The sequence below is a fragment of the Streptomyces sp. Y2F8-2 genome, from assembly GCF_014905555.1.
Lineage (GTDB): Bacteria > Actinomycetota > Actinomycetes > Streptomycetales > Streptomycetaceae > Streptomyces > Streptomyces cynarae.
Genome location: NZ_BNGS01000023.1, coordinates 1 through 11,077, shown reverse-complemented (window position 1 = coordinate 11,077; position 11,077 = coordinate 1). Strand labels below are relative to the sequence as shown.

The 11,077-nt window shown below is 67.5% G+C and carries 11 protein-coding genes and 2 pseudogenes; 6 read left to right on the top strand and 7 right to left on the bottom strand.

The window, feature by feature from the left end; all coding sequences use genetic code 11:
- Positions 1–120, top strand: a pseudogene (locus SY2F82_RS38470) (IS5/IS1182 family transposase); the annotation flags it as partial.
- 6 nt (positions 121–126) lie between these two features.
- Here SY2F82_RS38470 and SY2F82_RS38465 read toward each other — a convergent pair.
- Entirely contained in the window at positions 127–864 is a 738-nt protein-coding gene (locus SY2F82_RS38465; protein WP_200423733.1) for a hypothetical protein, read from the bottom strand.
- A 977-nt stretch (positions 865–1,841) separates the two neighbouring features.
- Positions 1,842–2,210: a VOC family protein gene (locus SY2F82_RS38455; RefSeq protein ID WP_200423732.1), complete on the bottom strand. Its 369-nt coding sequence runs from the start codon at positions 2,208–2,210 to the stop codon at positions 1,842–1,844.
- A gap of 645 nt (positions 2,211–2,855) precedes the next feature.
- Between SY2F82_RS38455 and SY2F82_RS38450 the strand changes: the two genes are divergently transcribed.
- On the top strand, positions 2,856–3,317 hold the full coding sequence (locus SY2F82_RS38450) for an N-acetyltransferase family protein (RefSeq protein ID WP_374707251.1): 462 nt from the start codon (positions 2,856–2,858) through the stop codon (positions 3,315–3,317).
- A 145-nt stretch (positions 3,318–3,462) separates the two neighbouring features.
- Here the strand turns inward: SY2F82_RS38450 and SY2F82_RS38445 are convergent, their stop codons facing one another.
- Positions 3,463–4,452: a YafY family protein gene (locus tag SY2F82_RS38445; RefSeq protein ID WP_200423731.1), complete on the bottom strand. Its 990-nt coding sequence runs from the start codon at positions 4,450–4,452 to the stop codon at positions 3,463–3,465.
- Positions 4,453–4,544: 92 nt separating this feature from the next.
- On the opposite strand from SY2F82_RS38445, the gene SY2F82_RS38440 reads away from it, so the two are divergent.
- Both SY2F82_RS38440 and SY2F82_RS40050 read left to right on the top strand, forming a co-directional pair.
- Positions 4,545–4,943 carry a glyoxalase/bleomycin resistance/extradiol dioxygenase family protein gene (locus SY2F82_RS38440; protein ID WP_200423730.1) on the top strand — a complete coding sequence of 133 codons (399 nt, stop codon included), beginning with the start codon at positions 4,545–4,547 and terminating at the stop codon, positions 4,941–4,943.
- Positions 4,944–5,066: 123 nt separating this feature from the next.
- Complete coding sequence (locus tag SY2F82_RS40050) at positions 5,067–5,366, top strand: leucine zipper domain-containing protein (RefSeq protein ID WP_374707250.1); 300 nt, start codon at positions 5,067–5,069, stop codon at positions 5,364–5,366.
- A 67-nt stretch (positions 5,367–5,433) separates the two neighbouring features.
- Here the strand turns inward: SY2F82_RS40050 and SY2F82_RS38430 are convergent, their stop codons facing one another.
- The gene (locus SY2F82_RS38430; protein WP_200423728.1) at positions 5,434–5,859 is read right to left on the bottom strand and encodes a hypothetical protein; all 426 of its coding nucleotides are present in this window, start codon (positions 5,857–5,859) and stop codon (positions 5,434–5,436) included.
- A gap of 292 nt (positions 5,860–6,151) precedes the next feature.
- Here SY2F82_RS38430 and SY2F82_RS38425 point away from each other — a divergent pair, with 292 nt between their 5' ends.
- Complete coding sequence (locus tag SY2F82_RS38425) at positions 6,152–7,048, top strand: aminoglycoside phosphotransferase family protein (RefSeq protein WP_200423727.1); 897 nt, start codon at positions 6,152–6,154, stop codon at positions 7,046–7,048.
- Between the two features lie 694 nt (positions 7,049–7,742).
- Here the strand turns inward: SY2F82_RS38425 and SY2F82_RS39445 are convergent.
- Positions 7,743–7,963, bottom strand: a pseudogene (locus SY2F82_RS39445) (FadR/GntR family transcriptional regulator); the annotation flags it as partial.
- Between the two features lie 232 nt (positions 7,964–8,195).
- Complete coding sequence (locus SY2F82_RS38415; RefSeq protein ID WP_200423725.1) at positions 8,196–9,017, bottom strand: SDR family oxidoreductase; 822 nt, start codon at positions 9,015–9,017, stop codon at positions 8,196–8,198.
- 179 nt (positions 9,018–9,196) lie between these two features.
- Between SY2F82_RS38415 and SY2F82_RS38410 the strand changes: the two genes are divergently transcribed.
- Positions 9,197–9,712 (top strand): MarR family winged helix-turn-helix transcriptional regulator, encoded by a 516-nt coding sequence (locus SY2F82_RS38410; protein ID WP_374707249.1) that lies wholly within the window; start codon positions 9,197–9,199, stop codon positions 9,710–9,712.
- A gap of 236 nt (positions 9,713–9,948) precedes the next feature.
- On the opposite strand, the gene SY2F82_RS38405 is transcribed toward SY2F82_RS38410, so the two are convergent.
- Complete coding sequence (locus tag SY2F82_RS38405) at positions 9,949–10,767, bottom strand: alpha/beta fold hydrolase (protein ID WP_200423724.1); 819 nt, start codon at positions 10,765–10,767, stop codon at positions 9,949–9,951.
- Positions 10,768–11,077: the final 310 nt, after the last annotated feature.

The following is an 11,077-nucleotide window of genomic DNA, read 5'->3' as shown; positions in this document are numbered from 1 at the left end:
TGGCTACACGGCTTCCGCCGCCTGCGGATCCGCTGGGAGCGGCGAGACGACATCCATGAGGCGTTCCTCGGCCTCGCCACCTGCCTCATCACACACCGCCACGTCCAACGCCTTTGTTAGGACCTCTTATTGCGGTCTCATGAGGTCCAGGTCCTCGCCCCATGCATCCAGTACCTCGCTGTGTCCGGCCTCGCGGGCTGCCGCCTCGACAAGGGCGAACAGGTGCCGCTGCAGGGATGGGTCGCCTGTTGCCGAGATGTGGTCCACGGCATGGAGCAACACGTCGGTGTCCCAGCCCGGCAGTGGATATCGGGCAAGCTCCCATTCCAGGTACTTGTTGTAGGGGCGGGGGCGGCGGTCGATGGCGAAGAGCAGCTCGAGCAGGAACCGGATGCTGTCGGCGGCGTCCAGGCGAGCGGCCAGGGCCTGGCCGTCCCGGTGGTTCTTGATGGAGCGGTAGAGCGAGTTGGCGTAGGCGTCAAGCCAGCCACTGGCACTTTGGAATGCCTCATCTGCATCCACGCGCGCCTTGTCGGCGAGGATCCGGGCGATGCCTCCATCGAGCCGGTCGAGCACGACGTGGGCTCGGGCGAGGGCGTAGCGTTCAAAGCCGGGCATTCCGGCTGCGCGGAACTCGGTGAGGGAGATGATGACGAGGTCCAGCTCGGCGGTGCGGTGGCCGGCGAACCGGGTGAGATCGGTCGTGGCGTCGTCGGCGAGGACCACGTACAGATCGTGGTCGGAGTGTCGGGTGATCATGCCGTCGTGGGCTTGGGAGCCTTTGAGGACGAGGCCGACGACGGCTGGGTCGGCGGCGGCGAGTTCGACGAGTGCGTCGTAGGTGAGAGGCTGCTGAGCAGTCATGGTGTGGATCTCCGCTGGGTGATGACGGGTATGCCTGCTGGGGCGGCCCCTTGTTCGAGAGGCGCCCTGCGCCGTCTGCGGCTGCACAGGGCCGCCGCCCGGGAGATCAACGCACATCCGGACCCTACCTCCGGCCGGGCCGTGGGGCAGGGCATTCGGGGAGACGTCGGCACGCCGGCCTCCTTCGTCACAGCCACTCGTTGAGGACTGCGACCAGCACGGTCGCCTCGTATCGGACTGCGAGCTTGTCGTATCTCGTGGCCACGGCCCTGCGACGCTTGAGGCGATTGATCCCGCACTCGACAGCATGCCGCTCGCGGTAGTCGGTCTTGTCGAACTTCAGACGGCAGCATCGTCAACCTCTACCAGGACGCGTGACGACCCGTCCCCACACCTGATTCATTCATAGCGGGACAGCCCTCAGGGCGCGGCACGGGCGTGGTGGCCGGCGTGAGAATGACATGGCCCGTCACTCACGCCAGCAACGAGTGAGCACCACCCGTCAGCGCCAACGACCAGGTCACCGCACCTGCGCCACTGACGCCCAGACGACGACGTTCAACCGACACTCCCCCGCGAACCATCACCCCCATCCGTGACCTGATTCCAAGGTCGTCGGCCCGAAAGCATCGGCAGCCGCAGAGGCCACCAGCTGAACTTGAGCCGGCACTCGGCGGTCGACGCTCAAGTGCCGAAGAGAGGCAGCTGGTCCTGCTGGCCCACCCCGGCCCGGCCCGCAAGCTCCCACCCGCCGAAAGGGAGGCCGACCGCACGCCGGCCGCCGGACGCGCCCCGGTCGAACGAGGCTTCGCCCATCTGAACTGGGGGCATCCTCCTCCTCACCAAGCTCCGCACTGACCCGCTCGCTACACCCACCTGCTTCGCGCGCTGCTCGTACTGACGAACATCGAGGCCACTACAGGAAATTGATCTCTACCGCGGGCAGCCCACGACCAGCACAAGCACCCGGAACAGCGTCACTGAGCCGGGATCGGCTGGGTGAGGTTCACCGGGTTGCCGTCGGGATCCTGGATGTGGGCGACGCGCTGTCCCCACGGCATGTCGTTGGGGCCGCTGCGGACCGAGCCGCCCAGCGCCTCCACCCGGCCGAGCGTCTCGTCGACGTCGTCGACACCGATGCTGAGCAGGATCCGCGGTGCCGCCCCGGTCCCCGGGTTCGTCTTGGCCACCAGCCCGAGGTCGGTGTCGCCGATGCGCAAGCCCAGGTAGAAGGCCGGGCCTTCCGCCGGTACCCGGAAGATCTCCTCGGCGCCGAACAATTTCGTATAGAAGCCGAGCAGGACGTCCTGGTGGGCAGTGATGATCACTGGCTGGATGGTGGACATGGCACTCCTGTCGAGAACGATCGTGTCGCTGGGTAGACCGTTCGAGGACGGTGAACTCATCGGCGAAACCGCCCTGCCAGACGATCTACACCCCGGACTGCCGCCCGCGACCAGTACGAGCAGCGCGAAACGGGGTCACCACCCCTGCCGACCAGCCACTTGGCGACGACGGACCCGGCCGCACCGCCGGCGCAGCTACCCGACCAGGACGCGCTGAACCGGCTGCTGGCCAGCGAGAAGCAGCAAGGCGAACGCGCCGGGATCAGGCGGCTCGTCGAGCAACTGGACTTCACCAAGACCGACGACCTGACGACGTTCATGCAGCAGCAGCGTGACGCGCAGGCCGCGCAGCTATCCGAGATCGAGCGTCGCGAGCAGGCCCTCGTCGCGGCTGCCGCCCGCGCGGCGCAGGCCGTCGCCCGTGAGCGTGCCGCCGTACGCCGTGCCGCCCTGGTGGCGCTCGGTGAGACCGGTGAGGACCTGCTGCAGGCGACATTGGAGCCGCACCTGGCGCACGTCCGCGGGTCGATGGTCGACCCCGGCAACACGCTCGTCTTCGCCGAGCGGCACTCGAAGCTGACGAGGGGCGGCCTGATCTGGCGGGCTGGCCGGCACTTCCGCTCCTCAACGGGCAGAGCGCCTGCCATGATCCCTGTCATGCACACACAGATCACACCGGCCGAGTTGACCGACATCCACCAGGTTCTTACTGATCACCACCGGTACTGGGGAGAACGCGACCTTCGGTCCCTGCATCTTCTGGCGCTGGTGCAAGAGTTCGGTGAAACCTGTCTGGTCGCCCGAGCCGACGACGGAATCCACGGGTACATCATCGGGTTCGTCACCCCGACCGGCACCGGGTACGTACACCTGATCGCTACTCGGGACGACGCCCGCGGCACCGGTCTCGGGCGCCGTCTGTATGCGGCGTTCGCTGACGCCGCACATCGCCACGGCGCGCAGCGATTGAAGGCGATCACGTCACTCGGAAACACCGGCTCGATCGCATTCCATCGCCGCCTCGGCTTCGACGCGACGGTCGTCGAGGACTACAACGGCCCCGGCCAACCCATGGTCGTCTTCCATCGCGTTCTACCATGCGACTGAGCGCAGCCCTGAGCGACCAGCCGTCCCATCACCGGCAATCGCTCCCCAGGTCGTAAGTGGCATGCCGGCTCCGGGAGGGTATCCGCAGCACGCGTGCCTGCGCGGTGGTCGAGTGGTGCCATCTCATGACATTGGTTCCTCGCTGTCAGGCTTGACGGGCGTAGGACGCGAGGCGATCGGCGAGCGCGATGACGAGGTCGCGCAGTTCATCGGGGCGCTCGATGACGAACGGCCGGTCGAGCGAGGCGAGTACCGGCGGCAACCAGTCGAGCCGGTCCGCCCGTAGCTGGACACTCATCCAGCGCTCGACCATCCGGTCCTGGCCTGCCGCGGGCTCGTGCTCTTCCAGGCTCGCGACGCTGGCGGGAAGGTGGGCCCGGATCTGCTCAACTGTCCCGTGGATCCGCAAGGTCACCTCATGCTGGTACTCAGCCGTGGCGAATCCTGACAACACGCGCTGTGCCGGACCGGGCCCCACGGGCGCTTCGAATGAGCCGGGCAGGGTCCTCGCGTCTGCGATGCGATCGAGCCGGAAGGTGCGGTCCTCGCCGATCTGGGCGTCCTTGCCCGTGACGTACCACCGGCCCGCATGGGCGACGATCCCGTACGCGTGCAGTGTGCGTTCGCTGGGCCGTCCGTCACGGTCGGTGTAGCGGATCGAGACCAACCGGCGGTGGCGCACCGCATCGGCAATGGTGAGCAGGACCTCAGCGTCCGGGGTGTCGAACTCGCCGGGCTGATCAGTGAAGGCGAGAGCCTCCAGGAGTGTGTCGAGCCGACGGGCGATGTGCTTGGGCAGCACCCGCCGGATCTTCGCTGACGCGGTCTCGTTTGCCGTGCGCTCCGTCGTCGTCAGCCCTGCTCGGCGGCCGGCAACCAGGCCGAGCAGCACAGCCAGCGCTTCGTCGTCGCTGAGCATGAGGGGAGGCAAGCGATACCCGGGGGCGAGCCTGTACCCGCCGTAGCGGCCGCGCACCGATTCCACGGGCACGTCCAGCTCGATCAGCTGGTCCACATACCGCCGCACGGTGCGCCCTTCGACGCCGAGCCGGTCGGCGAGTTCGGCCATAGTCCGGGTGCCGCCCGACTGCAGCAGCTCCAGGAGTGTCAGCACGCGGCCAGTGGGTCCAGGCATGTACCCAACCTAACGTGAATACAAGACCGATTCTGTCCACTATTTCTCCTAGCCTGCGAAGTGCACGCCTCCAGCACAGCCAAGGAGATCCCATGGACTTCGTCTCGATCCGCATCATCACCAGCGACGTGGCGCGCCTCGTCGAGTTCTACGAGCGAGCCACAGGGGCGCGGGCGACGTGGGCCACCGAGGACTTCGCCGAACTCAGGACCGCGGGCGCGACCCTCGCGATCGCCAGCACCCGCACCGTCCCGCTGTTCGCCCCGGGCTCTGCCCGCCCCGCGGACAACCACAGCGTGATCACCGAGTTCCTCGTCGACGACGTGGACCGCGTTCACCAGAACCTGACCGGCTTCGTCACCGACTTCGTCACCAAGCCCACCACGATGCCCTGGGGCAACCGGTCGCTGCTGTTCCGCGACCCCGACGGCAACCTCGTCAACTTCTTCACCCCCGTCACCCCAGCGGCCATCGCGAAGTTTGCACGTTGATGCCACGCACAACCGCTCATGCGGGAGCCCTGAGATCCCAGGTCTCCCGATGAACGCGGCCACCGAGTCCAGGAGTGCCACCAGCAGGGGACACCGGAACACCGCTGACTTCCGAAGGCGGTTCTGTGCTCGAGCCTGCGGATCGACGCTGGACGTCCGATCGCGCTAGTCGCTGTGGAAACCGGGATCTCCCGCCGCTGCCCGGCCAAGTGGTACGCCCGCTGGCGCGTGCACGGCGAGAACGGCCTGCTCGACCACTCCTCCCGCTCCGCCACCAGCCCCGCCCGCACCCCGAGGACATCGCCGACCTGGCCATGGCATTGCGGCGGCAGATCAAGCAAGGCCCCGCGCGACTCGCCGCCGACCTTCAACGGCTGCATGGCATCACCATCGCGCGGGCTACCGTCCACCGCATCCTGGTGAGGCGAGGACGCAACCGGCTCCGTGACCTCGACCCGCCCACCGGCGAGCAACTGTGCGACGCCATCCGTTACGAGAACGACCGGGTCGGCGACCTGATCCACATCGACATCAAGACCGGGTCCTGCGTGGTGAGGCGGACGTTGACCTGGTCGTCGGCGGCGCCCATCTCAGCGAGGAACTGGCCACGGGCGAAGGCTTCTTCGGCCTCGACTTCGTCGCGGAAGCCGGAGTCGCTGGTGCCGGCGTAGCCCTCGAACATCTGGATGCGCTGATGGCGGTACTGCAGGGCTCCGTCGGTGGTACCGCCGAGACGGCGGGCGATGAACCAGGCCAGGGTCCGGCGCAACTGCCGGGGCGTCAGATGCGGCAGCCGCCCTTTGTCTTCGGGGTTCGCATCCACGCGTGACCGAGCGGTGCAGTAGGCGTTGATCCACTTGGCCAGCGCGGTGATGTCCGTAACGGTCGTGGAGCTGGTGCGCACACGCTCGGGCACGTGATGGCGTCGGTGGTTGGCCGACTTGAGCGGGTGCGCGAACAGGTACGGCTCGTCAGCCGGCTGGAAGCGTTCCAGGCGGCTTGCGTCTGCACCAGGTCGTCGGGGAAGTCGATGGCGTCCATACCGGCATAAGATCGCTTGTTCGAGCTTGTTGTCTTCTCGGACATGCCCGTTGAGACACCTGGGTGGCCACACATCTCAGTTGATCCGGACCGTGGCGCATGAACACTGGGTGTCGTCCCAATCGATCTGGTCCGCATCCGGCGTTTCGATGGAAGGGTCTCCGAGAATGACCATGCACGATGACCAAGTTGACGTGACCACCGAAATCGTTGCGACCTTGATCCAAGAACAGTTCCCTCAGTGGAACGGCAAGGCGATCCAACTCGTGTCGTCGACCGGGACGGTCAACGCGATCTTCCGCATCGGGAACGACCTCTCAGCGCGTTTCCCACTGCGTCTGGCCGATGCTTCCGAGGCGCTGGCGGTTCTGGAACAGGAAGCCCAGGCGAGCGCGGAGCTGGCACAGGTGTCTCGGTTCCCCGCCCCGGAACCCGTCGCCTTGGGAAAGCCAGGAGCAGGTTACCCCATGCCGTGGTCGGTCCAGACATGGCTGCCGGGAACGGTCGCTTTTGACGCCGACCCGAGTGGGTCGGACGCTTTTGCCGAGGACCTTGCGGCCTTCATCGCAGCCCTGCGGGACGCCGAGACGCGGGGGCGGCTTTTCAGCGGCGAAAGTCGTGGCGGCGTTCTCGCTCACCACGACGATTGGATGGCGAAGTGCTTCGAGGCGAGTAAGGGGTTGCTCGACGTGCCCCGGCTGCGCCAGGTGTGGACCCACTTTCAGGAGTTGCCACGCACGGGTGCCGACGTGATGAGCCATGGTGACTTGATTCCCGGCAATGTGCTGGTCGCGGGAGACCGGCTCAGCGGCGTACTCGACACCGGCGGCTTCGGCCCGGCCGACCCCGCGCTGGATCTAGTCAGTGCCTGGCACCTGTTGCAGCCAGGCCCGCGGGAAGTGCTCCGGCGGACACTGGTCTGTGACGATCTTGAGTGGGAGCGCGGCAAGGCATGGGCGTTCGAACAGGCGATGGGTGTTGTCTGGTACTACGTCGAGAGTAATCCGACGATGAGCAGAATGGGGCGCCGGACACTCGACCGCATTCTCGAGTCGATGGAGTGATGTCGCCCCGATCGTAGGCCGGGATAGAGACGATCGCTTGCCACCCCCACGGACAACAGCACCAACGGGAACAGATCGGCTGAGAGAGGACAGGATCGTGTCCCGTCCCAAATGATCTGGCTCCGAGTCGGGCTCCTGGCCTGCGACGACCAGTTCAGCCGAGACTTGGAGGTGCCTGGAATCTCAGGTGATGTGGTTCAGGATGGGTGGATGCCGTCTCAGCTGGACTGGTCCGGCTCCGCTGTTTCGAACTGAAACCATGCCTGTGTCGTCAGCCACGGCTGGTGGTCCCGGAAGATCCGCCCGAGACCGTCGGGCTATTCACTGCCGTGCTCGAGCGAACTCGCCCATGAACGCAGTGGGCTTCGGGAGACAAGTGCCTGTTCCTGATCCCCGTGCTCGACGACCGTGACGGCGGCAACCGCCCTGAGACGGATCGCCCACTGCCGGCAGAATGAGGCCCCTGCACGACCTGGACTCCCTGAGGACGACTGAGCGGCGGCAGTCCCTCGCTCGCCCAGGGCAGGGATCAGGTGGCGGTGTAGCCTCCGCCGACGGCCAGGACCGAGCCGGTGACGTAGCCAGCGGCAGGTGCGGCGAGGAAACGTCAGCGAGGCGCGGACCTCGTACACCTCCAGCACTTCCCGGCGCCGCAGTGTGCGCCCACGTGCCGCGCTCACCCCGCTCGGGAGCGCACATAGGTCCCGTCGCCCTGCCGGCCTCCAGCATGCCGGTGTGCACCAACGCCCGAACGGCCTCGCGGACCGTGTCGCGTCCCACCCCCTGCTGCTCCACCAGCGCAGGCTCCGACGGGATCCGGGAGTCCAGTGGCCACTCGCCACTGGAGATCAGATCCTCGACCTGCTCGATGACGACGTCCACGAGATTCGTCCGCGCCGCGCTGCGCAACGGCATGGCATTGCCTCCCTTCCTGGCAAGACCCCCACGTCAACAGACATGTGGTCATCCCACGTTCGGGCTTCCAGGCCGCCTACCCGGCGAACCCACGCGGCCGCAGCACTGGACGGAGAAAGTCCTCCCCTGGCACCGCTGGCAAGGATCCGGTTGTCAGCGGTGCGAGGAACACCGGTCGCAAGCCTCAGCGCAGCAGCTTGAGGGGCCGGTCTTCCAGGACGTGATCTTCCGGTCAGGCCCGGAAATCGTCGACGTGGTCCCGCGTCCAGGTCGCGAAAGTGCGCGCCGGGTGGCCGGTCAACTCCTGCACGCACGGGGTGAGATCGACCGGACAGCCGTCGTTGGACTGCCACCAGTCGAGCAGGGAGTCGGCGAAAGCGGCCGGAACATGCTCGGCCATCTCCTCCTTCCACTCCTCGCGGGTGACCTCGCGGAAGGGGATGGACCGACCGGTCACCCGGCTCAGGATGTCGATCTGCTCGGTGAAGGTGAGGGACTGCGGACCGGTCAGGGTGTACGGGCGTCCGCCCAGGGCGGGGTCGCTGAGTACGGCGAGGGCCGCCTCGGCGATATCGCACTCGTGGACCGGGTCACTGTGGGACCCGGGAAAGGGAAGGCTGATCGGCCGGCCCGACCGCAGGCTCCAACGCCAGGCCAGTGCGTTGCTCGCGAACGATCCGGGGCGCAGTGAGGTCGCGTGGAGGCAGGAGGCGTCGAGCGCCTTCTCCACGTCCAGGTGGGACTTGGCCACCGGGCTGCTCTCGGCGTCCGGGGCGAGGACCGCCGCGGAGGACAGCAGCACGACGTGCTCGACGCCCGCGTCGGTGGCCTCCTGGGCGAACTCGCCGATCCGGGACGGCTCGGCATACAGGAAGACCGAGGTGACGCCCTTGAGGGCCGTGGCGAAAGTGGACGGGTCGGTGAGGTCGCAGCGGACGGTGTCCGGGCCGTCGGGGCGGCTGGAGGCCGCCCCGACGGCGAACCCGCGTTCGCGTAACAGGCCGATGAGGGTACGGGCGACAGCACCGCGGCTTCCGGTGACCAGAACGGTCATCTTGGTGATTCCCTTCAGTGAGGGCGCGCCGGGGCTGTGCGCGGCAAGAGCCACACGATGCCGCAGCACGCGACGACGGCGACGGCGACGGGGGCGAGACCGGAGGTCATCGCTGCGGCGTCCAGGGCCGGCGCGTGGAAGCAGTGGATAGAATGCCAACATCACACAGATGCTTTGCCGTGAAGTATCTGCGTGACGAAGATAAATGTGAGGCTTGGAGGTACCGGATGTCAAACCGGGCGGAGTTGCTCGCGTGCGTCGCAGCAGAGAGTCAGCGGCACTATGCGGCGTACACGCTGTTCAACCAGGCGCTTGCCGACCGGATCGGGCTGCACCCCACCGATGTGCAGTGCATCGCCCTGCTCGACCTGGAGCCCGGACCGGTGACGACCGGGCAAATCGCCCGGCTCACCGGCCTGGCGTCCGGATCAGCGTCCCGACTGGTCGACCGCCTGGAGAGCGCGGGCTTCGTCGAGCGGCGGCCCGACCCGAACGATCGCAGGCGGGCCCTCGTCGCCCTCACCCCCGACGCGGCCACACGAATCGCAAAGATCTGGGAGACCCCGGGCAAGGCGTTCGGCACAATGCTCGATCGCTACACCGACGAGCAACTACAGACCATCGTCGCCTACCTCCGCGATGCCGCCGAAGTGGGTCGCGACCAGGCCCGTCGACTCACCACCGAAACGGCGTAGCGTCCTGAAAGGCGTCACCTAAATGACCAGGAACAAGCGCGCACCTGGTACTGACCCTGCCGTCCGCTCACTCAACCCGCAAGCGTGAGCTTGCACAGGCAGACGATGCCGAACCGGCCGCGCGGCGTCCTGGAAAACCCCGTAGTCGGCGGTGCAGGAGGCCAGGTCGGCGCGACGGCATGGGGCACCTCCGGCTCACAGCGCCGCCTGGCTGACCGTCAGTCCGCTCGTTGTCTTCAGCGCCCCCCGCGGTCCAGGGCGGCGACCTCGCGTACGGCCCCGGCGATGGCCTGGTAGTCCTTTCTCACGATCGCACCGTGATTGCTGGAGACCTTCGCGCTGACGCGGATGTTCGCGTTGCGGGCGGTCACTGCATCGAGGCCGGCGCGTATGCGTTCCTGCTCATCACCGCGGCTTCCGAGGGACGTGCCCGAAGCGACCACGTACCGCACCGGGACGGCGATGTTGTCCAGCACGGGGCCGAGCTCGCTCTCGCGGGAGAGCCTGCCGAGCTCGATGTTGCTGTTCGCCTGTTCTTCGGCGGTCATCCGCGGGGTCAGGCCGGTCGGGCGCAGCAGCGGCGTGAACCAGCCCATCCGCCGAAACAGCTTCCGGATTCGCTGCTCCATGGCCTCGTCGAGCCAGTCGTGCGGGAACGCGCCGTCGACCAGGACCGCGCCCAGGGTACGGGCCGGATTACGGTCGGCCCAGTGCGCCGCGACGACCGCTCCGTAGGACCAGCCCACCAGCAGTGCCCGGTCCACGGCCCTGGCCTCGAGAACGGCGTCGACATCGCGGACGGCGGCCTCGAAGGAGTAGTCCGCCGAACGCTTCGACTTTCTGCCGCGAGCCCGCTCGTCGTAGGTGATGTGCCGCCCCTCTGTTCCCAGTTCGGCGATGACCCGCCGCCAGTAGCCCTGGGTTGCGAACTGGCCGTTGAGGTAGATCACGGGGATCCCGGGGCCGCCGCTGTCGGTGACGGCCAGGGCCGTGTCGTCGACCGGCACCATGCCGGTCCACTCTGCATTGGTCGAGAAGGTGCTGTTCTTCCTCATGGGTCCTCCCTGGTCGTGTGAAGCGTCTTGTTCGACTTCTCCGGGCGCTGCGCGTGGAGCGCGGGCCCCTGGGACAGGCGGCCGGGTCGTGGGCCGTGACCGCGAGGATCGCGGTCACGGTCGGCCCGGCCGGACAGTCCTGGCTCTGCTCGTTGGAGGCTGCGGATCTACAGGCTGCGGGCGGTGATGTCGCCGTGGGAGGTGGTGGCGCGGATGTCGAGTTCGGTGGTGCCGTCGTTCTTGAGCGCGTTGCTGATGCGGCCGTGGCCGGTGCCGGCGTCCAGGGCGGCCGAGACGCCGGCGGCGGCGG